General features: G+C 72.4%; 15 protein-coding genes and 1 tRNA gene. 10 read left to right on the top strand and 6 right to left on the bottom strand.

Going from position 1 to position 20,520, the window contains the following annotated elements; translation table 11 throughout:
- Window positions 1-28: 28 nt before the first annotated feature.
- Together FFT09_RS06605 and FFT09_RS06600 are read left to right on the top strand one after the other, a co-directional pair.
- Window positions 29-2,017 (top strand): FUSC family protein, encoded by a 1,989-nt coding sequence (locus FFT09_RS06605; RefSeq protein WP_138382152.1) that lies wholly within the window; start codon window positions 29-31, stop codon window positions 2,015-2,017.
- Window positions 2,018-2,082: 65 nt separating this feature from the next.
- Window positions 2,083-2,325, top strand: coding sequence for an antitoxin (locus FFT09_RS06600; protein ID WP_081191982.1), 243 nt, complete (start codon window positions 2,083-2,085; stop codon window positions 2,323-2,325).
- Window positions 2,326-2,337: 12 nt separating this feature from the next.
- Here FFT09_RS06600 and FFT09_RS06595 read toward each other — a convergent pair whose 3' ends face one another.
- Window positions 2,338-3,315, bottom strand: coding sequence for a prephenate dehydrogenase (locus tag FFT09_RS06595; protein WP_138382151.1), 978 nt, complete (start codon window positions 3,313-3,315; stop codon window positions 2,338-2,340).
- A gap of 22 nt (window positions 3,316-3,337) precedes the next feature.
- Window positions 3,338-4,576 (bottom strand): M20 metallopeptidase family protein, encoded by a 1,239-nt coding sequence (locus FFT09_RS06590; protein WP_138382150.1) that lies wholly within the window; start codon window positions 4,574-4,576, stop codon window positions 3,338-3,340.
- A gap of 71 nt (window positions 4,577-4,647) precedes the next feature.
- Here FFT09_RS06590 and FFT09_RS06585 point away from each other — a divergent pair, with 71 nt between their 5' ends.
- From FFT09_RS06585 to FFT09_RS06570, 4 genes are all read left to right on the top strand, one after another.
- Window positions 4,648-5,130, top strand: coding sequence for a tRNA adenosine deaminase-associated protein (locus FFT09_RS06585; protein WP_024875526.1), 483 nt, complete (start codon window positions 4,648-4,650; stop codon window positions 5,128-5,130).
- Complete coding sequence (locus FFT09_RS06580) at window positions 5,127-5,594, top strand: nucleoside deaminase (protein WP_138382149.1); 468 nt, start codon at window positions 5,127-5,129, stop codon at window positions 5,592-5,594. Before FFT09_RS06585 ends, FFT09_RS06580 begins: the two co-directional genes overlap by 4 nt.
- Before the next feature lie 58 nt (window positions 5,595-5,652).
- Window positions 5,653-5,737: transfer RNA gene (locus FFT09_RS06575), tRNA-Ser, on the top strand.
- A 172-nt stretch (window positions 5,738-5,909) separates the two neighbouring features.
- Complete coding sequence (locus FFT09_RS06570; protein ID WP_138382148.1) at window positions 5,910-8,642, top strand: PQQ-dependent sugar dehydrogenase; 2,733 nt, start codon at window positions 5,910-5,912, stop codon at window positions 8,640-8,642.
- On the opposite strand, the gene FFT09_RS06565 is transcribed toward FFT09_RS06570, so the two are convergent.
- The gene (locus FFT09_RS06565; protein WP_138382147.1) at window positions 8,629-11,118 is read right to left on the bottom strand and encodes a helix-turn-helix domain-containing protein; all 2,490 of its coding nucleotides are present in this window, start codon (window positions 11,116-11,118) and stop codon (window positions 8,629-8,631) included. The two genes, FFT09_RS06570 and FFT09_RS06565, sit on opposite strands and share 14 nt — an antisense overlap.
- Window positions 11,118-12,479 (bottom strand): Hsp70 family protein, encoded by a 1,362-nt coding sequence (locus FFT09_RS06560; protein WP_138382146.1) that lies wholly within the window; start codon window positions 12,477-12,479, stop codon window positions 11,118-11,120. Before FFT09_RS06560 ends, FFT09_RS06565 begins: the two co-directional genes overlap by 1 nt.
- Window positions 12,480-12,770: 291 nt before the next feature.
- Between FFT09_RS06560 and FFT09_RS06555 the strand changes: the two genes are divergently transcribed.
- From FFT09_RS06555 to FFT09_RS06540, 4 genes are all read left to right on the top strand, one after another.
- Complete coding sequence (locus tag FFT09_RS06555; protein ID WP_208544374.1) at window positions 12,771-14,285, top strand: IniB N-terminal domain-containing protein; 1,515 nt, start codon at window positions 12,771-12,773, stop codon at window positions 14,283-14,285.
- Window positions 14,286-14,381: 96 nt separating this feature from the next.
- Window positions 14,382-16,247 (top strand): dynamin family protein, encoded by a 1,866-nt coding sequence (locus FFT09_RS06550; protein WP_138382145.1) that lies wholly within the window; start codon window positions 14,382-14,384, stop codon window positions 16,245-16,247.
- Window positions 16,244-17,506 (top strand): hypothetical protein, encoded by a 1,263-nt coding sequence (locus tag FFT09_RS06545; RefSeq protein ID WP_138382144.1) that lies wholly within the window; start codon window positions 16,244-16,246, stop codon window positions 17,504-17,506. The genes FFT09_RS06550 and FFT09_RS06545 overlap by 4 nt, the downstream gene beginning before the upstream one ends.
- Window positions 17,507-17,621: 115 nt before the next feature.
- Entirely contained in the window at window positions 17,622-18,866 is a 1,245-nt protein-coding gene (locus tag FFT09_RS06540; protein ID WP_167305342.1) for an MFS transporter, read from the top strand.
- Between the two features lie 50 nt (window positions 18,867-18,916).
- Here FFT09_RS06540 and FFT09_RS06535 read toward each other — a convergent pair whose 3' ends face one another.
- Both FFT09_RS06535 and FFT09_RS06530 read right to left on the bottom strand, forming a co-directional pair.
- The gene (locus FFT09_RS06535) at window positions 18,917-19,825 is read right to left on the bottom strand and encodes a nucleotidyl transferase AbiEii/AbiGii toxin family protein (protein ID WP_138382142.1); all 909 of its coding nucleotides are present in this window, start codon (window positions 19,823-19,825) and stop codon (window positions 18,917-18,919) included.
- Complete coding sequence (locus FFT09_RS06530; protein ID WP_081191958.1) at window positions 19,826-20,497, bottom strand: type IV toxin-antitoxin system AbiEi family antitoxin domain-containing protein; 672 nt, start codon at window positions 20,495-20,497, stop codon at window positions 19,826-19,828.
- Window positions 20,498-20,520 lie beyond the last annotated feature (23 nt).

Genomic DNA, 20,520 nt, shown 5'->3' with positions numbered 1-20,520 from the left:
ACGCCGCGGGCCCGATGTGTGCGTCAGGATGGGCCACGTGGGTGTGGACAGCGAAGGGCCCGGCGGCGCGCAACGCGCGCGCGGCGCGGCTCCGCGCTGGCTGGTGCGCCTGTTGCGCAGCACGCCCGCCCCGATCGGCTGGTCACAGCTCGCCCGCGCGGCCGTCGCCCTCTCGATCCCCGTGGCCGTCGGAGCCCTGCTGGGCGAGATCGAGTGGGGCGCGCTGGCCTCCACGGGTGCGTTGCCGTCGGTCACGGGCGACGTGGTGGGCGCCTACCGTTCGCGGGCGCAGCGGCTGGCCGGAGCACTGGGCGCGGCGGTGCTCGGGTTCGGGCTGGGGCTGGCCACCGGAGGGCAGGCTCCGCTGTCGGTCGGGCTCGTCATCCTCGTGGCCGCGGCGTCGGCGTTGATCAGCGACGCGGGCAGCAACGCCTCGATCGCGGCGCTCCAGCTGTTCGTGTTCACGGTCCTCGGCACCGGCCTCGCGGCGGAGGGCACCCCGATCGGTCTTGGGCTCGCCTGCTTCGCCGTCGGTTCGGTGTGGGGCTGGTTCGTCGCGCTCGTGGGCTGGCCCGTGCGACCGACCACTCCCGAGCGGCGTGCCGTCGCCCAGGTGTATCTGGAGCTGGCGGCGATGTTGTCGGCCGTGTCGGCGGGGGACGAGGAGACCACGCTCGCCGCGCGGCAGCAGCTCACCCGTGCCCTGAACGTCGCCTACGACCGCCTGCTGGTGGCGCGCTCGTGGCTCTCGGGCCGCGACAGCACCTATCGCAGGCTGCTCAACCTGCTCGCGGCGGGCACTCCGGCCGTTGAGGCCAGCGTGGCTGCCGTCGACCAGGGGGTGCGGCCACCGGACGCGGTGATCGCGTACTTCACCGACCTCGCGGCGGCGGTGCTGTCGGACACGCCGCTGCCGGAGGTGCCGGCACTGCCCGAGCCCGGCCGTGCCGGCGTGGAGACCTCGCCCGCCGTCACGGCGCTGGTCACCGCACTGGGCGGCATCAGCCCCGAACGCGAGCGGTTGCCACGCGACCGCGTCCCGGTCCGGCGGCGCGTGCGCGACTGGGCCGGAACGCTCGCCTCGGGTCCGCTGACCTGGCTGGCCGCCGCTCGCCTCACGGTGTGTGTCGCGCTGGCCGAGCTGACGCGCGTGCTCATCCCCACCGACCGCTCGTACTGGATCACGCTGACGGTCGGGCTCGTGCTGAAACCCGACTTCGGATCGGTCTTCGGCCGGGCGATCCTGCGCGGGCTCGGCACGGTGGCCGGCGTCGGTATCGGGGTGCTCGCACTGGCGGTGGTGCCCCACGGCCTGCCGCTGGCCCTGCTCGTGGCCGTGTTCGGGGCGGGAGTCGCGTACGGCAAGGGCAGGCACTTCGGGGTAATGAGCGCGTTCGTCACGCCGCTGATCCTCGTGCAGATGGTGCTCTCGGCCGGTGACGACGAGGTCGCGCTGGTGCGGCTGGAGGACACCGTGATCGGCTGCGCACTGGTGCTCGTCTTCGGCTACCTCCTGTGGCCCGGCAGCCGCACGCCGGTGCTGGGCGGCAGGCTGGCCGACGTCGCCGAGTCGATCTCCCGCTACGCCGAGTACGCACTGCGTCCCGCCGAGGACCCTGCGGCCCGCACCGAGCGTTCCCGGGCCCGGCGCAGGGCCTACCGGGGCTTGTCGGACGTCAGGACGGCGTTCCAGCAACTGGTGGTCGAACCGTCGGCGGCGGGACGGCAGGCCGTGGCGTGGTGGCCCGCCATCGTGGCGCTCGAACAGCTGACCGACGCGATCACGGCCGTGGCCGTCGCGCTCGACCAGCACGCGGCCGAGGCACCCGAGGACGCCGGGGTCCGGCGCGTCAGGGCGGGGCTGGCCGAGTTCTCGTTGTGCGTGCGGACCGGGTCCGAGCCGCACACCGTCGACCTGCCCGGCGAAGAGCTGCTGTCGAGCGTGCGCGCGCAGCTCGCGAGCGCACTGGAGGCCGTCGACGGGCCCGATCTGCGGACGTTTCGGCACGTTCGGTGAGAGCGCCGCGGGCCCGGTGCGGTGTTCACGTTGCGGGATCGCGCCGATGCTGGTGCATTGGACACATGGGTATCAACTTCAACGAGCTCAGGCACAAGGCGCAGGACGCACTGAGCAAGAACAGCGGCAAGATCGAGCAGGGCCTCGACAAGGCGAGCGGCATGGCCAAATCGCGGTTCGGCAAGCAGTCGGGCAAGATCGACACAGCGACGGAGAAGGCCAGGAAGTTCCTGCACAAGAACTCGGGAGGCGGCGACTCGGGCGGCCAGCCGGGGCAGCGACCCCCGCAGCCACCGCCCGGCCCCTGACACCGCGCCGCCTCAGGGCACGACGGCGACAGCGACGTCGCCGTCGAACGCCGTGATCCGGCCACCCCGCGCGCCCACCCCGAGTAGCGCCTCGCGTGCCTGCGGGGCGGACAGGGTCACGGACACGGTCGTTCCCTCCGTGGCCCGCCGCCGCGCGATGCGCCGGGTCGCGTCGTGGCCGGCCTCGATCGTGGCCGCCAGCCCACCGGTCGACGCGAGCGAGCCCCGGGCCGCCCCGAGCGCGCCCAGCGCCTCGTCCAGCACGGGCAGCAGCGCGGCCCGGTTGCCCTCGGTCATCGCGCGCACCAGCCCGGGCGGCGAGCCCGCCACCCGCGTGCCGTCGGCGAACGATCCGGCCATCAATGCCGAGGCCACGGGACCGCCCGTGTCGCCCACCGACGCCAGCACGGCCGCCAGCAGATGCGGAAGGTGCGAGATCCGGGCCACCGACTCGTCGTGCTCCCCCGGTCCGAGCGGGACGACCCGCGCGCCCACGTCGAGCGCCAGCATCGCGACCTCCCGCCAGGCGCCGAGGTCGGTGCCGGGCTCGACCGCCACCACCCAGGCCGCGTCCTCGAAAAGGCCCGCCTCGGCGGCGGGCCAGCCGGAGACACTGCGTCCCGCCATCGGGTGTCCCCCGACGTAGGTGGCGTCCGGCGTCACGTCACGCACCGCGTCCCGCACGGGCACCTTGACACTGGTGACGTCGGTGAGCAGGCAATGCGGTGCGTGCTCCGCAACGTCGTGCAGCACGGTCCGCACCGCGGGCAGCGGCACGGCCAGCACCACCATCGCGTCGGCGGCCGCGGCCCTGCGCAGGGCCGCGGCGACATCCGTCGTCACGTCGTAGCCGTCGCCGACCGCCGACGCCGCGTCCGACGTGGACTTCGTAGCGCCCCACACCGTCCTGCCCGCCGCGTCGGCGGCCCGCAACACCGAACCGCCGATCAGCCCGAGTCCGATCACACACACGTCGCGCACGGCGTTCATCCTGCCGTACTCCACCACCGTGTCAGGAGTGCTGACGCAGCGTGTCGAGCGCGTAGGCCGCGTACAGGGCCACGCCGTACGCGAGCGCGTCCTCGTCGTAGCGGACCCGGTTGGAGTGGTTGGGCGCCGCGTCGGCGGGGTCCTCACCCGGCGGGCAGGCACCGAGGAACGCGAACGCGCCCGGCACCCGCTGCAGCACGTACGAGAAGTCCTCAGCACCCATCAGCGGGTGGGCCATCGGCTGCACGTACTGCCCGCCCAGCACCTCGGCGGCGAGGTCGAGCACCCGGATGGACTCGGTCTCGTCGGTGGCGGTGACGGGAAAGCCCGGAGTCACGTCGGCCACGACCCGGCAGCCGTGGGCCTCGCCGATCTTCTCGCAGACGGCCGCCACCTCCGTGCGCAGCAGGGCACGGGTCGATTCCGACAGCGTCCGGATGGTCCCCTCCAGCTCGGCGGACTCCGGAATGACGTTGTCGGTGGTTCCGCCCGCGATGCGGGTCACCGTCACGACGGCGGGGTCGAACACGTCCACAATGCGGGTGAGCCTGCTCTGCAACGCGGTCACCATCTCGGCCGCCGCCGGGATCGGGTCGATCGCCGTGTGCGGCATGGAGCCGTGCCCGCCCTTGCCGATCACCCGCACCGTGAAGCTGTCCGCCGAGGCGAGCACCGGACCGGGCTTCGTCGCGATCGTGCCGGTGGGCAGGTTGGCGAACGTGTGAAGGGCGAACGCGTTGCGCACCCGCGTGCCCGCCGCGTCCAGCACGCCTTCGTGGATCATGTGGCGCGCGCCGTGGTAGCCCTCCTCGCCGGGCTGGAACATCAGCACGACCGACCCGGCGAGTTCGTCGGCGTGCTGGGCCAGCAGGCGGGCCGCACCCGCGAGCATCGCCACGTGGGTGTCGTGGCCGCAGGCGTGCATGACGCCGTCGGTCTCGGAGGCGAACTCCAGCCCGGAGTCCTCGGGCATCGGCAGCGCGTCCATGTCGGCCCGCAGCAGGACGGCGGGGCCGGGCTCCGCACCCCGCAGCACCGCCGTCACCGAGGTGGTGCCGGTGCCGAGTGTGGTCTCGACGGGAAGGCCGTCGAGGGCGTCGAGCACGGCCCGCTGGGTGGCCGGAAGCTGGAGCCCCACCTCGGGGTGGCGGTGGAGGGCGCGCCGCAGTGCCACGGTGGTCGGTTGCAGCCCCTTCGCCTCGTCGAGAAGTCCGGCGAACCGGGCGTCGGGCAGGGAGGGCAGGTCGGTCGGTCCGGTCATGGCTCGATGGTGGCACGAGCGGGCACCGCATTTGGTCGGTCCAGGGGGCCCGCTCGGTATACGGTGGACGCATGGCGGTGCAGGAGACGGTCACGGGGTTCGCGGTGGCCGTCGTGCGTGAGGACGGCCGGTGGCGTTGCGGGCGCCTCGACGACACGACGTTGACGGAACTGGACACCGCCATCACCGAGCTGCGCAAGCTGCGCTCCACGGGGGCCGTCTTCGGGCTGCTGGCGGTGGACGACGAGTTCTTCGTCATCATCCGGCCGTCGCCGGGCGGCGCGGCGCTGTTCCTCTCCGACGCGGCGGCGGCCCTGGACTACGACATCGCCGCCGACGTGCTCGATCTGCTCAGGGCCGAGGCTCCGGATGACGACGACGACGTCGTCTGGCCGGTCGGCGACCTGGAGATCCTGGCCGACGTCGGTATGCCGGAGCCCGAGCTGGAGGTCATCGTCAACGAGATCGAGCTCTACCCCGACGAGCAGTTGCAGATGATCGCCCAGCGGTGCGGCTTCGCCGACGAGTACGCGGCGGTACTCGACGAGTTGTGAAGGCCAGGGTCGGTGACGAGGGTGCCGTTCGCGCCGCCCTCGGCTACGCGCGGCGGGCGATCGGCACCGCCGACGTCCCCATTGGCGCAGTGGTGCTGGCTCCGGACGGCACGCGGCTGGCCGGGGCCCACAACGCCAGGGAGGCGCTGGGCGACCCCACCGCGCACGCCGAGGTTCTCGCGCTGCGGCAGGCCGCGCGGGTCCACGGCGACGGCTGGCGGCTGGCGGGATGCACCCTCGCGGTGACGGTCGAGCCCTGCACGATGTGCGCGGGTGCGCTCGTGCTGGCGCGGGTGTCGCGGGTGGTGTTCGGTGCGTGGGAGCCGCGTACCGGTGCGGTCGGTTCGCTGTGGGACGTCGTGCGCGACCGGAGGTTGAACCATCGGCCGGAGGTCGTCGGCGGTGTGCTCGCCGCCGAGTGCGCGGCGCTGCTCGACGACTTCTTCGCCGGTCAGCGCGGTTGACCGTGCCACAGGGTGACCCGCCGTCGAGCCGGTTCGCCAATGCAGTATCGTATCCGTCGGTAGCGTGTCCGAGCGGCCGAAGGAGCACGACTCGAAATCGTGTGACGGGCAACCGTCCGTGGGTTCAAATCCCACCGCTACCGCAACGGCAACGCCGGGTGGCCCACAGGGTCGCCCGGCGTTTTGCCGTTCCGGCGTCGGTCTGTCACGGACTTCCACTCGGTCGAGTGGCCGCCTTCACTCGAACAGGGCCGGAAGTAACACGATCGGCGTGTCACCTGAAACGTCGCCGCCGCCGACGCCGAAAGTGACGGTATGTGGTCCCAGGGGAACCGTCTGTTCGCACGTCTGGCCGCCGGCATCGCCACCGTCACCGCTACGGTGCTCGCGGCCGGCCTTCTCACCGTCGCGGGCCCGGTCGGCGGCGGTGTCGGCGCCGCATCGGCCTCGCCCGCGCCAACGCTGCCCAAGGGCTTCGCGCTGCGCGAGCTGCCGAGCGGCCAGTCACCGGGCACGCTGACCGACTTCGCCTACCTGCCCGACGGCAGTGTGCTGAGCACCGGCAAGGCGGGAACGGTGGCCTGGGTGTCCACCGGGGGCGAGCGCCGTACCCTCCGCAGCCTGGCGGTCGAGGCGCAGCAGGACATGGGACTCGTGGGGCTCGCCGTCGCGCCGGACTTCGAGACCTCGCGCCACATCTACCTCGCCCGCTCGGTTCCTACGGGCGGTGGCGACTACGACCTGACACTCGCGCGCTGGGAGGTGACCGGCTCGCCAGAACCGACGGGGCTCGCGGGCGAGACGGAGCTGCTGCGGCTGCCCGGCGACGCCAACGTCCACGGCATCACCGGCATCGTCGCCGCCGACGACGGCACGCTCTGGGTGTCGGTCGGCGACGTCGCGAGCTACACCGAGGTCGATCCGCTCGCGTTGCGAGCCCAGAAGCCGCACGCCCTCCAGGGCAAGGTGCTGCACCTCACGGCCGAGGGGCGCGGCGTGCCCGGCAACCCGTTCTACGATTCCGCCGCTCCGGACTCCGTGCGCAGCAAGATCTTCGCGAGCGGGTTCCGCAGCCCCTTCCGGCTCTCGCTCGACCCGCGAACCGGCCTGCCGATCCTCGGCGAGGTCGGCTGGAACCGCTGGGAGGAGATCAACCTCGTGCAGCCGGGCCGCGACTACGGCTGGCCCTGCTGGGAGGGCACCGACCGCACGCCGGGATACCGGGAGATGCCGGAGTGCGAGGACGCGCCCAACACCGCGCCGCTGGTGCAGTTGCGGCACGGCAAGCAGACCGACAGCGCCAACAGCCTGACGGGCGGCGTGGTCTACACCGGCACGAGCTATCCCGAGCAGTACCGGGGCGCGTACTTCTTCGGCGACTACACCCACCAGAAGCTCTGGTCGCTGCGCTACGACCACCAGGGCAGGCTGACCCAGGCTCCGCAGAGCCCGCCGCTGGGCACCCACGTCGGCAGGCCGGTCAAGTTCGACACCGCGGCCAACGGCGACATCGTGTTCGCCGACATCGCGTCCGGCACGCTCAAGCGGCTGACGTACGCGGACGGCAACCAGACGCCCGTCGCGCGGATCTCGATGGAGACCGATCCCGACACCCGGACGGTGGCGTTCGACGCGGGCGAATCCTTCGACTTCGACGGCGACCGCCTCACCTACCACTGGGATTTTGGCGACGGGAGTTCCGGCACGGGCGAGCGGATCGAGCACACCTACGGTGACCGGAGAACGGACTCCTACACCGCCACGCTGACGGTCACCGACCCGGCGGGGGCGCAGGGCTCCGAGCAGGTCACCGTCGTCCCCGGCAACCACACGCCCGAACTGCGGGTGGAGGCACGGGAAGGGCACACGTACGCCGTCGGCGAAACGGTGTCGGCGAGCGCGATGGCCACCGACCGCGAGGACGGCCTGCTCGACGTTCACTGGCAGGCCACGGTGATGCACTGTCCCGAGGACGCCACCTGCCACGCGCACCCGACCGAGTCGGGTGAGGGCATGGTGTTCTCCATCCCGTTCACCGACCACCCCGACTCCCACATGGAGCTGACGGCCACGGCGACCGACAGCCAGGGCGTCAGCACCACCCACACCTACGAGGCACTGCCGAGGGAGCACCGGCTGACGTTGTCGAGCACGGTACCCGCCGCCGTGGAGATCGCGAGCGAGGGCGACGGCGACACCTCGCCGTCCGGCGCGGGCAGCGCGATGGTCACGGCGGGCGCGACCGTGGGGATCGCCGCCGCGGACACGGCCACCGACGGCGAGTCGCGGTTCTCCGGCTGGGACGACGGGGTCTCGCAGCGGACCCGGTCACTGTCCATGCCGGACGAAGACTTCACCCTGACCGCGGTCTACGCGACCCCTGTGGAGCAACGGTACGAGCAGGACCCCGAGCTGAGGGAGACACTGGGTGAGCCGGCGGGACCGGTGCGCATCGACGGCGAGGTCTACTACCGCGAACACGACAACGGCCGCCTGTACTGGTCGGCCGGAACGGGGACGCGGGAGGTCCACGGTCCGCTCGCGGAGAAGTACGTGGAGCTGGGTGGGCACGAACGGTTCGGGCCGCCCACCACCGACCAGCGGGTGACACCGGACGGGCAGGGCCGGTACAACCACTTCCAGGGCACCTCTTACTCGCGGACGGCCTCGGTCTACTGGACGCCGGACACCGGCGCCCACGCCGTCTGGGGCGAGGTGCGCAAGCGCTGGGCCTCGATGGGCTGGGAACGCGGGCCTCTCGGCTATCCGGCCACCGACGAGAGCCGTACGCCCGACGGAGTGGGCCGGTACAACCACTTCTCGAAGGGCGGTTCGGTGTACTGGACGCCGCGCACCGGGGCGCACGCCGTCTACGGCGCCATCCGGGGCCGCTGGCGGGAACTCGGCTGGGAGCGTTCGTACCTCGGCTATCCGGTGACCAGCGAGTACTCGGTGCGGGGTGGCAGGCGGAACGACTTCCAGGGTGGGTACCTGGAATGGCGGGCCGCGGGTGACACGGTGGTCGACGGCCGCCTCAGCGCGTCGTGACCAGCCCGCGCAGCTGAGCCAGCAGGTCGGCCCGGCTGGTGGCCCCGAGGCGTTGCCGCATCCGGGCCATGTGGTGCTCGACCGTCTTCGCCGAGATGAACAGCCGGTCGCCCACCTGGCGGTAGGTCATGCCGGACACGACCAGTTCGGCCACCTGACGTTCGCGCTCGCTGAGGGCGGGCACGTCGGGTGGGGTCGTGGCCGGTGCCCCGCCCTGCGCCGCGCCACCCAGCGAGCGTGCGCACTCCAGCAGGCTCACCATGGCCTTCCGGTCGGTGGTCCGGATCGCCGCCTGCCCGGCCAGCCGCGCCGCGTCCCAGCACAGGCCGGTGGCGTGCAGGGCCCTGGCCGCCGACTCCACCCTGGCGGCCTCCACGGTGCCGCTCAGGGTGTCGAGCCAGCACGCGGCGGCTTCGGCGAGTGCCTTGTGGTGGTGACTGTGCCCAGCGATGTGGGCGAGCGCGCCCGCGTGGTCGGCGGCCTCGGCGGTCCGGTCGGCGGTGATCGCGGCGTGCAGGCCGCTCCAGTGCAGTGCCGCCGACCAGAGCGGTGGGTCTCCCAGCGCGGCCAGCAGGCGGCGGGCTCGGGCGAGGTGGTGGACTAGCCGGTCGCGTTCCCCCAGCCGGGCAGCGGCCACGGCGAGTTCGCCGAACGGCAGGATCGTGAAGACGTCCACGCGGACCCGGATGACGCTCTCGCGCACGTCGGCCCAGAGCGCGCGGAGTGTGGTGAGGTCGCTGGACCGGCGGGCCACTCCCGCCCGCAGGCCGACCGCGAACAGCCAGTCTCTCGGTGACTCCACGGTTCCGGCCGTGCGGAGGGTGCGCGCCGCGGAGTCGAGGTCACCGCGCAACAGGGCGATCCACCCGGTCAGCAGCAGGTGGCGGGTCCGCGCGGGTCTGCCCCCCGACTCGGCGGCCACGGCACGTTCCAGCAGCGTGCTCGCCACCGCGAACTCGCCGCAGTGCATCCCGACCAGCGCGCCGAGCGCGGCCGGGGTGTCGGGCAGGAAGGTCGTACGCCCCACCGGTTCCAGCGTCTCGGCCGCATCGACCAGAGTGGACAGTGCGAGGGTGGGCCCCTCGGTGACCGACTCGATCGCCCCGCGCGCGAGCGCCGACAGGGCACCGGCGAGCAGAGTGGGTGGTTCGCCCGGTGCGGGCGCGGCCAGCAGGCGTTCCGCCTCCCCGGCGTTGCCCTGCTGGACGGCCACGAGTGCGGCCTGGACCCGGGCGAGCCGGGTGTCCGACCAGGCGTACAGCTCGCGCGCGCGATCCAGCTGTCCCTTGTGGACGCACGCGGTGGCGGCGGTGCGGGCGGCGTCGGCGCGACCCGCCGCGTCCGGTTCCGCGATCACCTGGTCGGCCAGCCGAAGCGTGGTGTCGACGTCGCCCGCACGTGCGGCGGCGTCGGCCCAGCGGCAGCCCAGGACGCTGACAGGGCGCCCGGCTTCCGCCGCCGCCGCGTACAGCCGGGCGGCCAGAACGGGATCGTCGGCGGCGGCCTCGTCGGCGGCGGCTTCGAAGGCCTCGGCGGGCTCTGCGCCGCTCAGTCCGCTGCCGAGCAGCGGCCGGACCAGCTCAAGCACGGGCCCTTCGCGATCGAGTTGCAGGCGGACGAGCCGCTGCGACACGGCGAGCCGCCGCTCCTCCGGTACCAGCGCCGTGACCGCGGCGGCCACCAGGGGCAGCGGCGTGCCGTCGTGGGTGAGCAGCCCGCAGGCCCGTGCCGCATCGAGCGCGCGGGTGACTCCGTCGTGGTCGGTGTCCAGCAGCCCCGCCAGGAGGTCGACGTCGATTCCCGCCCCCGAGGTGGCCGCGAGCAGCAGCGACAGCGTCTCGGGCGGGAGGCGGTCGAGATCGGGACGGAACTCGTCCAGCACGGCGGCGCCGAGCTCGCCTCGCGCGGCCTCCGCATCGGCCTTCTGCCCTCGCAGGGCCGCCGCGAGACGGGTGACGAATCCCGGCACACCGAGGGTCTGGGTGCACACCGTCTCCACGAGGCCTGCCCGGTCGCGCCCCAGCAGCGCGGCGACCCGGCTCGCGTCGAGCGGACGCAGTGCCACCTGGCCGCGAAGCCGTGCCAGCACGGCGCCCAGCGCGGCCGGTCGAGGCCACGGTCGTGCGGCGATCACCAGGCCCGCGCCGTCGCGCTCGGCGAGCTGCCGCAGCGTGTCCAGTGCGGTGTCGGACAGTTCGTGCGCGTCGTCGACGAGCACGAGCTCCGCCGTCCGTGGGTCGACTGGGTCAACTCCGCCGGGCGCGCCGAACCACGCCACGGTGACGCCGTGGGCCTCGCACCGGCGCGCGAGATGCCCGAGCACGGCGGTCTTGCCGTGGCCGCCGGGCGCCACCACAGCGAGCCGGGCGGGAGCCAGCGACCCCTGTGCCACCGACGTACACAGTGCGCGGGTCGGCTCGTCGAGCAACGGCTCGTCGACCGGCGGCGCCGTGGCGTCGGCTCCCGTGCTCGGCATCAGCGTTCCTCGTTCCGGTCGTCGGTCGTGCCGCCGCGGCGCGGCAGGGAGAACCGGCGACGGGGCGGCTCCAGCGGAGTGATCTCCACCGGCGGCCGTCCCGGCGGTGGTTCCACGTCCCCGGCCGTGTTCGACGTGGCCAGCGCGGCGCCGGCGCCGACATCCGGCACGAGCGCGGTGTCCACACTGCCCACCCTGTCCACCCCGTCCACACCGCGTGCGCTGCCCGAGCCCGTGTCCGTGGCCGAGCCGCCGGCGCGGTCGGTCGCCGGTGCCTCGATCGCCTGCCCCGCCTCGGCCCGCGCGTCGGCGCCCGGCCCGGGGCGGGGCCGGGGCCGGGCCGCGAGCGCGGCACCCCGGCTGGTCGCCGTCCCCGGATCGTCGTCGACCACGACCGGGCACGACAGCATAGTGCGGGCGAGACTCGCCGCCAGCGGGACACGCGCGGTGCCCCCGACCAGCAGCGCGGCCCCGAGCTGGTCGGGCGGTACGCGGGAGGCCAGCCGCCGCAGCTTCTCCAACGCGCCGGTGAGCACGGGTCGCGCCAGTCCCTCGAACTCCTGCCGCGTCAGCGAGACGCTGTCGGTGACCTGCGCGTCCGTGGTCGTGGCCAGCCGCTCCTTGGCGGCGATGCAGGCCATGCGCAGCCTGCTCATCGCGAACGGATCACCGGGGTCGATCCCCGTGCGGTCGAGGACGTGCCGGACCACCAGGTCGTCGAGCCTGCACCCCGCCCCGTGCTCGCCGGACTCGCTGTGAGCCAGCAGTTCGACTCCGACCGGCGTCCGGCGCAGCAGGGCGGTCTCCACGTGGACGCCCCCGACAGCGCACACGGCCAGCAGCTGTCCCGGTGGGATCTCCGGCACGTCCTCGCGCGCGAGGTGACACTCGGCCGCCGCGACCGGGCTGGGAAGCGCGAGCACCCCGGGCAGCTCGGCGGCGTCGAGTGCCTCGTGCAGCAGCCCCCTGCGGTACGCCGACCAGCCCGGCGGGTGCGTGACGACGATGCGCTCGGCGTGCGCGGCCTCGGCCTCGGCGACGCGGTCGGCCACCCACCCGATCATCCCGGCCGCGAGCGTCTCGGCGGGGTAGGACAGTTCGCCGAGCACGAACGGCACCGGGTCACCGGTCCGGTGCAGCGGCGCGCGGGCCACCCGATCGGGTTCCGCGGCGGCCCGCTGGAGCGCGGCCTGGCCGACCAGCAGGTCCCCCTGCTCGGAGACGTGGAGGATGGACTCCGCCCACGCGGTGCTCGCCCCGACGGGGCTCACCTCCGCGGGCCACCACCGCCCGCCCCGGTGGCGGCAGACCGCCGCGCTCACGCGGGTCGCGCCGAGGTGTATCCCCAGGACATAGCGCATACGCTGCGGTTCCTTCACGGCTGGTGGGCTGTGTGGCTGTGACTGTGGGGGGGACCGGCTCGACGACGACGGCCCGGAAACGGTGCTCCTTTCGTACCAAAGCCGGGCCGCCGATCGGCATCCCCGGTGCGCCCACTCCGCCGATCCCCTAATGCCCCTAACGGGGCGGGGTGCGGGCGGCGGTGAGGACCCGGTGCCTTCCCCGATGCCCGGCCGGCCGGGTGGGCCATAACGTCGGCCGGGCCGTCGCGCGGCGGCAACAGACGTATGTCCGACCCGAAGGAGAATCCCTTGATCCACGCACAGGGGGAGACCGAGACCGAGCACGCGGCCACCGTGGAAAACCCGGTGAACCCCGTGACCGCCGTCCCGCAGGAGCAGACGCTGCACGACTTCGTCACGAACCTGCTGAACGACGCGGCGGCGCGCGACGCCTTCGCGCACGACCCCGCCAAGGCGCTGGGGATGGCCGGTCTGGACGACATCACGGCCGAGGACGTGCAGGACGTCGTCCCGCTGGTCATGGACTACACCGAGCTGCCGGGCACGGACGCGATCACGGAGCCGGCGGGTGCCGTGAGCGGCCTGGACGGTGCCATCGAGCAGCTGCGTAGCGTGGCGGACGCCGCGGTGGGCGAGCGTGACGAGCTGGCAGGCACCGCGGACCTGACCTCCGACGCCGGTGGTGTGCTCGCGGGCGGCGCGGCCGGCCTCGACGGAGTGACCGGTGCCGCGCGCTGGGCCACCGACGTGGCGTCGGGTGAGGCGACGGGACGGCTCAGCGAGGAGGGCCTGAGCCTCGGCGCCGTCACCGACACCGTCGCGGGCCGGGCGGCCGGCATGGGCGGAGTCGGCCTCGAGAGCTCCGGCGGCATGGTCAACGCCGACACCCTCGCGGGCAGCGGCAGCGGCATGGTGGACGCGGGCCTCGACGGCGTCACCGGCAACGGCGGGGTGGACACCGACCACCTCGACGCCGCCGTGTTCGGCCAGGCCGACACGCAGGGCGCGGAGGGCGGTGCCGGACTGCGGACCGACGCGGTCACCGCCGAGGGCGTCGCGGACGTCTCCGCCGAGCGCCTCGACGTGAACGGGTCGCTGGAGACCCCGTTCGGCTCCTACGGGGTCGACCTGACGGGTGAGCCGACGCTGAGCGTGCCCGAGCTCGACACCACCGGGGACCTCGCCGACACCCTCGACACGGACACGATCACCCGGGGCAGCGAGGCCGCCGCCAGCACGGTCGTCACCTACGTGGCCTCCGGCGGTGCCGCTCTGCACGGGGTGGCGCGCTCGGCCACGGACGAGCTGCCGGTGGACGTTCCCGCCGGTGTGCCCGCCGCCGACCTGCCCGTCGACGTGCCCGTCGACGTGCCCGCCGTTCCGGTGGACGCGGCGTCCGCGCCCGGTGTGGACGACGCCGTACTGTCCGAGCCGCGCGACGTGGTGCCGGACATCAACGAGCCGCTGCAGGTGGCCGACATCGACTCGAACCTGCCGAACGTGGGCGGCTCGGTGTACGACCTGGCGTCCGAAGTGCACTCCAGCCTGACCTCGGTGCCCGGCGACCTCGGCTTCGCGGTGCCGAACGAGACGCCGGAGATGCCGGAGCTGCCGGTGGTCAACCCGCTGCCGGAGTCGGCGGGCGAGGCCAAGAGCGACATCACGGAGGCGACGGAGCAGGTTCCGGGCGTCTCGAACGTCACCGACACGGTCAGTGACAGCCCGCTGGGCACCGTCACTGAAAAGGGTGAAGACGTGCTGTCTGACGCGCCCGTCGTCGGCGATCTGGGCCTCGGTAGCTGACTCTCAGTCATATCAGGCGCATAACAGGCCGGGCTCGGTGATATCACGAGCCCGGCCTGTACTGCGTTGCGTGAACGAGGCACACTGTCCGATCGTATGAAGGCAACTCCGTGGCTCGACGTGCTCGACGAGGCCATCCGGTCGTGCGCCGCGCACGACCGAGCCGACCTCGCCGGGCGGTTGCGTGCCCGCCGTGCGGAACTGGCGCAGCCCGCCGTCCGGGTCGTGGTACTCGGCGCGGCGGGGCAGGGCAAGAGTCAACTGCTCAACGGCCTGCTGGGCTCCGCCGTCTGCGCGGTGGGGGACGACCTCACCACCACCGTGCCCGCCGTCGTGAAGTACTCGGCATCCCCTTCCGCGATGCTGGTGCCCGGCGACCCGGCACCGATGATCGGATCAGAGCCCGCGGACAGCCTGGTCCTCGAAGGCCCCGCCCCCGCGGTTCCCGCACTCACCAGCGGTGACCAGATCCCGGTCCCGGTCGAGCACGCGACCGCCGACGCGAACCGCAGGAGCGGGGTGGCGCGGGTCGAGGTGGGCCTGCCCCGCAAACTGCTCGAAACCGGGCTGCGGCTGATCGACACCCCGCCCTGTGGCGGCGACGGCGGTGAGCACGCCCGTGCCGCGCTGGCCACGCTGCCGCAGGCGGACGCGGTGTTGCTGGCCAGCGACGTGACTCGCGACCTCTCGCCGGACGAGCTGGCCGTCATGGAGCGTGTGCTGACCGTCTGCCCCACCGCGGCGGTGGTTCTGACCAAGACCGACCTCGTCCCCGGCTGGCAGCGGGTGGCCGAGCGCAACCGCGCGCGGCTGGAGCACCACGGGCTGCCGGTGGCGCTGTTCCCCGTCTCGTCGACGCTGCGCATGCTGGCGGCGAAGACCAACGACACCGCGCTGAACGACGAGTCCGGCTACCCCGCGCTGATCTCGTACCTGCACCACGAGCTGATGGGCAATGTGGACGTGCTGCGCAGGCGCAGCGCCGGAGCTTTGACCCGGCTCGCCGTGGAACGGGTGGTGCCGCCGCTGCGGGAGCGGCTGGCCGAGTTGCAGCAGGGTGGGGACGGTGAGCTGACCGCCCGCTACCGCGCCGCCAGCCGCAAGCTCGATCGCCTGCAGCGGGAGTCCGCGCGCTGGCAGACCATCCTGTCCGACGAGGTCGCCGACCTCACCGCCGATCTCGACTACGACCTGCGCGATCGCACGCGCCGCATCCTGCGTGAGGCCGACGAGTACTTCGAGACCGCCGATCCGGTGAAGGACTGGCCGGAGTTCGAGGAGTGGTTGCGGGACAACCTGCGCAGCGCGGCCGAGGCGAACTCGGGCTGGCTGCTCGACCGGTTCGAGTGGATCACCCGCAAGCTCGCCGCCGTCATCGAGCCGCCGCGTTCCGAGCTGTTCGAGCCGGATTCGGTCCTGCACGGTCTCACCAGGGACGAGCTCGACGAGCTGCGGATGCCGAACGTGGAGAAGTTCACCCTCGGCCAGAAGCTGTTCGTCGGGATGCGCGGGTCCTACAGCGGCCTGCTGATGTTCGGGCTCGCCACGACGCTGGCCGGCATGGATCTGATCAACCCGATCTCCCTCGGCGCCGGTGTGGCGTTCGGGGCGAAGAGCGTGTTCGAGGAACGCGGCACCCGCCTCAAACGCCGCCAGGCCACGGCGAGGACGGCAGCACACCGCTATGTGGACGACTTCTTCCTCGCCTACGGCAAGGAGAGCAAGGACACCGTGCGCCTCATCCACCGGGAGCTGCGGGACCGCTGCACGGCGGTGGCGCACGAGTTGCGCACCGAGATCAGCGACGGTGCGCAACGGGTGAAGCAGGTCATCGACGCCGAGACGGCCGAACGCGGCACGGCGATGCGCGAGGTGGCCCGGCGCATCGACGAGCTGGACCTGCTGCGGCGGAGGGCGGAGGCGCTGGCACCCCGCACCGTCGTGCGAGGACTCACCGCATGAACCTGGCGGAGCGCGCCTGGTCGCTGCTCACCCGCGCCCAGGAGGTCTACGCGGACAGCCCGGCCGCCACCCACTGGCTGCGCCGCCACGCCGCGCGGTTCGGGGAGCCACCGAGGGTGGCCGTGGCGGGGCCGCAGGGCGCGGGCAGCTCCACGCTCGTCGCCGCGCTGCTGGGCGAGGCGGCCGACGGCAGGCGGCAGGCCGCGCCGATGTCGTGGCAGCACCTGCCCGCCGACGCGGGGTGGCCTGAGCTGCTGGTGCTCGACGCCTCGGCCTCGGCCCAGGAGGCCGGTCCCCGCGTCGCCGACGCACTGCGCATGGAGGCGGACGCGGTGCTCTACCTGGCACCCCATCCGCATGAGGCCGACCTGGCCCTGCTCCGGGCGGCACACGACCATCCCGCGATCCGGCTCGCGCCCGTGAACGTCCTCGCCGTGCTGGCCCGCGCCGACGAGCTGGGTGGCGGTCGCGTGGACGCGCTGATCTCGGCGAGGCGGGTCGCCCGGAGATGGGCCGCCGAGGCTCCGCTGGCGGAACTGTGTCAGGACGTGGTGGCCGTCGCGGGTCTGGCAGCCCTGGCGGCGCGGACGATGCGCCCCGGTGAGTTCGAGCTGCTGGCCGCGCTCGCCGCCGCGCCGAAGTCCGAACTGGACCCGCTGCTGCTGTCGGCCGACCGGTTCGGCGCCGACCCCGACCGCGCGGAGCTGCTCGGCCGGTTCGGGCTGTACGGCATCCGGCTCGCGACCACGCTGATCCGCGGTGGCCGCGACACCCCGCGGGCGCTGTCCGCCGAACTGGGCAGGCGCAGCGGGCTCGACGCGCTGGGGGAGGCGGTGTCGACCTACGTCGCCCGCCGCGCGCCGGTGCTGAAGGCACGTTCGGCGCTGCTGGGGCTGGACGTGGTGCTGCGCAGGGAACCACGGCCCTCGGCGGCACCACTGGTGACCGAGCTGGAACGCACGCTGACCGGAGCACACGAGCTGGCGGAGTTGCGGTTGTTCTCCACCCTGCGGACCGGCAGGGTGAGCCTGCCCGAGGAACTGGGCGAGGAGGCCGCGCGGCTCGTCGGCGGCTACGGTGAGGCACCGCAGGCCAGACTCGCCGTCGACGCCCCGGAGCCCGCCCTGCGGCAGGCCGCCGCGGGCACGCTGCGGCGGTGGCGCGGGTACGCCGAGAACCCCGTGTTCAGCTCGGCGGAGCGCCTCGCCGCCTCCACGGTGGTCCGCACCTGCGAAGCGCTGGTGACCGAGCCGCTGTGACCCGCGCGTGGTGCCGTGAAGGCCACCTTCACTGCGTGTGGCGCAGCGAAGGCCACTTTCACTGCACCAGACGCAGCGAGGGTGGCCTTCACTGCACAGGAAGTGCCCCGCACCGGTGAGCGCCGGAGGCCGGGAACTCGGTCGGGACTACACCAAGCTCTGGCTCGGCAACGCGACCTCGAACCTCGGCGACGGGGTCATGTTCGTCGCGGCTCCCCTGCTCGCCTCGATGCTGACCGAGAACCCGCTGCTGGTGGCCGGTGTTTCGGTCGCCTACACGCTGCCGAGGATCTTCACCTCGATGGTGACCGGCGTCCTCGTCGACCGGGCCGATCGCAGGATGCTCATGGTCTCGGTGAACGCCGCCAGAGCCGTGCTCACCGCCCTGCTCGGGTGCGGCGTGCTGTTCGGCTTCGCGAGTCTCTGGTTCCTGTACGCGGTGTTCGTGGGGCTGGGTGTCCTGGAGACGGCCGCCGACAACTCGGCGTTCGCGCTGCTGCCCTCGGTGGTCGCCGACGAGCAGCTCGACCGGGCCAACGCCCGGATCGTCTCCGCCCAGCTGGTCGCCGACGAGTTCGTCGGACCGCCATTGGGGGGATTCCTGTTTGGGGTGGCGGCGGCACTGCCGATCCTGTTCGACGCGGCCACGTTCGCCGGGGCCGCGATCTGTGTCCTTCTGCTGCGAGGACGCTTTCGCGAGCACACCGAGCGCAGGACGTCGAGGACGACAGTCTGGCGGGACATGGCTTCTGGCGTGCGGTTGTTGCGCCGCCATCCGCTGCTGAAGTGGCTGACCGTGATGTTCGGCCTGGTCAGCATCGCCTACATGATTCCGTTCTCCGTGCTGGTGCTGTTCGCGCAGGACCGGCTGGGGCTGCGCGAAGTCGGCTACGGCTTCCTGCTGGCGGCCTCGGCCCTCGGCGGACTGCTCGGCACGGCTGTGGCCGAGCGGGCGCGGCGACGCCTGGGGCGCGGCACGACCACGCTGGCCGCGGTCGCACTCGGCGGTCTCGCGTATCTCGTGATCGCCACGACGACCAACGTGGTGCTGGTCGGAGCCATGCTGGCGCTGTACATCTTCCATGCCGTCGTGTGGAGCGTCTCGGTCACGTCGTTGCGCCAGGAGCTGATTCCCGACGACTTGCGCGGGCGGGTCAACGGGGCACACAAGACGATCGGCCTGATCGGCCTGACGTGCGGGGCGCCCATCGGGGGCCTGCTGGCCCCCGAGTTCGGCCTGACCGCCCCGTTCTGGGTCGCCGGGGCGCTGTTGCTCGTGGTCGCGCTCGCTTTCGTGCGAGTGCTCGACAACGCGGCGATCGAGCGCGCCCGGTCAGCGAAGAGGGCCCACAGCAGGTGAACGCGACCGTGCTTCCTGTCGCTGTTCGGGCTCCACACCGGCAAGCACAGCTACGTCCAGCGTCCGCGCGCAGGTACCCACCAGCCTGGCGGTCGCATCCCGAGTAACGGTGTCACGAATTCGTGCATCAACGGCTCGCATCCGTCGAGGGTGTGGAAAGCTGTGGTCAGTGCCGGGGTAATGCGTGCAACTGTCCGGTAACCGCGGGACCAGCTTGTACGTTCGGGAATCTCGAACTGCTGCGGCAGCGTGATTTCAACGCCTGCAGCACTGCGCCGCTCGACCTCCGTGTGCAGAGCCGCATGTGTGCCGGTGCCGTCCAGTTCGGCGCGCGAGGCCATCAGTACGAGATCGACGAGGTCTTTGTAGCGACTGGATGGCCTACCGGAATGACGTTCGTACATCGCCGCGATCTTGTCGGCGACATGATCTTCTAGCGGCCACATTCGGACTTCTGGAACCATGCCTTCACCGAGATCGATGTCGAAAGGCTGGTCGAGCGGTCCCCTGTACGGGCAGCCCTGCGGTCGAAGATTGGCCACCACGTCGACGGCGACCACGCCGCAGTTCTTGCTGCCGAAGTAGGTTTCGAATCGGACCCGGCAGGTGACGCCCTCCTCCCACTGCTGCTCTACATCGCGGAACTCGTAACGAAAGAAGTCACCGAGATCGATGACGGCGGCGTCGCGGAGGGCGCCCACGGCTTCTCCGAGTGCGCTGGTGTGTTCTCGGTAGAGATCGACGTCTCGTGAGTACCGAGCGTCGGGCCAGCGAGCCAGTAGTGCCTGGCCGCCCTTGAGTATCCAGCCCGTCGGGTCGTGGACGAATACCCGAGCCATGAGACGGCTGAGGTAGAACCTGTTCATCAACTGTTCCGGCGGAGTTCCGCGCTCGCGCGCGGCGACGCGCGAGCGGGCGTTCAGCGCATTCTGCAGGGCCTTGGGGCTGGAATAGGGCATTCAGGCACTCCAAACCGGGCGCGATCCCGCGTGCGTGTCGGCGAGAAGGTGGTCGAGTAGTCGATTGCCGTCCCTGGTCTTCAGGCCGTACGCACGGGCGTGAGGGCCCATGCGCGATGTCAGCGCCGGTAGGTCAAGACGGTGTTCGTCGATGCTGTCGCGCACGACCTGTGCGACGTGACTGGCGTCCGTGCGGCGGTCGAGCAGGTCGAGGATCGTGCGTTCAAGGCTCGTCACGGGAAGCCCGTCAAGGAGTACGACTTCGTCTTCCGTCAACTGCCCGACGCGCAGTCTCACAGCCGGATCACGGGAGGTGCGACGCCGAGGTGTGGTCAACTCGACGGCGTCCGCGACCAGATCGCCGACGCCGTGCGCGATCGTCGCTGAGGTATGTGAGACGACCCCGCCTCCCGGGTCCAGCTTCGGGCGTTCCCAGGAGGGGACGGTTGGGTTGAGAGACAGCCATACGGCTTGTTGCTCGCGAAGACGGGGCTCTGGCGCGGCGTCCAGTGCGTATACGCCGCGGCGGACCGGTTGGAGATGACCGGCGTCCGCCAATCGAGCGAGAGTAACCCGGTCCACGCCCGCTCGCACGGCCTGAGCGGCGGTGACCAAGCCCCATTGCTGCGAGGTGTACTCGCCCAGTGCGCTCAATGCCACCCCTTGCTCCATGCGGCAAATACTACACCGTGGCG

It is taken from the genome of Saccharomonospora piscinae, from assembly GCF_005862235.1.
In the GTDB taxonomy this organism is placed as follows: domain Bacteria; phylum Actinomycetota; class Actinomycetes; order Mycobacteriales; family Pseudonocardiaceae; genus Saccharomonospora; species Saccharomonospora piscinae.
Note: the sequence above shows the minus strand (reverse complement) of the source record. Positions and strands in the feature narration are given on the sequence as shown.

Excerpts from the sequence above, each read along its gene's own strand:
- FFT09_RS06600 (WP_081191982.1), top strand. The coding sequence starts at position 2,083 with ATGGGTATCAACTTCAACGAGCTCAGGCACAAGGCGCAGGACGCACTG.
- FFT09_RS06585 (WP_024875526.1), top strand. The coding sequence starts at position 4,648 with ATGGCGGTGCAGGAGACGGTCACGGGGTTCGCGGTGGCCGTCGTGCGT.
- FFT09_RS06590 (WP_138382150.1), bottom strand. The coding sequence starts at position 4,576 with ATGACCGGACCGACCGACCTGCCCTCCCTGCCCGACGCCCGGTTCGCC.
- FFT09_RS06560 (WP_138382146.1), bottom strand. The coding sequence starts at position 12,479 with ATGCGCTATGTCCTGGGGATACACCTCGGCGCGACCCGCGTGAGCGCG.
- FFT09_RS06545 (WP_138382144.1), top strand. The coding sequence starts at position 16,244 with ATGAACCTGGCGGAGCGCGCCTGGTCGCTGCTCACCCGCGCCCAGGAG.
- FFT09_RS06550 (WP_138382145.1), top strand. The coding sequence starts at position 14,382 with ATGAAGGCAACTCCGTGGCTCGACGTGCTCGACGAGGCCATCCGGTCG.
- FFT09_RS06565 (WP_138382147.1), bottom strand. The coding sequence starts at position 11,118 with ATGCCGAGCACGGGAGCCGACGCCACGGCGCCGCCGGTCGACGAGCCG.
- FFT09_RS06535 (WP_138382142.1), bottom strand. The coding sequence starts at position 19,825 with ATGCCCTATTCCAGCCCCAAGGCCCTGCAGAATGCGCTGAACGCCCGC.
- FFT09_RS06605 (WP_138382152.1), top strand. The coding sequence starts at position 29 with ATGGGCCACGTGGGTGTGGACAGCGAAGGGCCCGGCGGCGCGCAACGC.
- FFT09_RS06570 (WP_138382148.1), top strand. The coding sequence starts at position 5,910 with ATGTGGTCCCAGGGGAACCGTCTGTTCGCACGTCTGGCCGCCGGCATC.
- FFT09_RS06530 (WP_081191958.1), bottom strand. The coding sequence starts at position 20,497 with ATGGAGCAAGGGGTGGCATTGAGCGCACTGGGCGAGTACACCTCGCAG.
- FFT09_RS06595 (WP_138382151.1), bottom strand. The coding sequence starts at position 3,315 with ATGAACGCCGTGCGCGACGTGTGTGTGATCGGACTCGGGCTGATCGGC.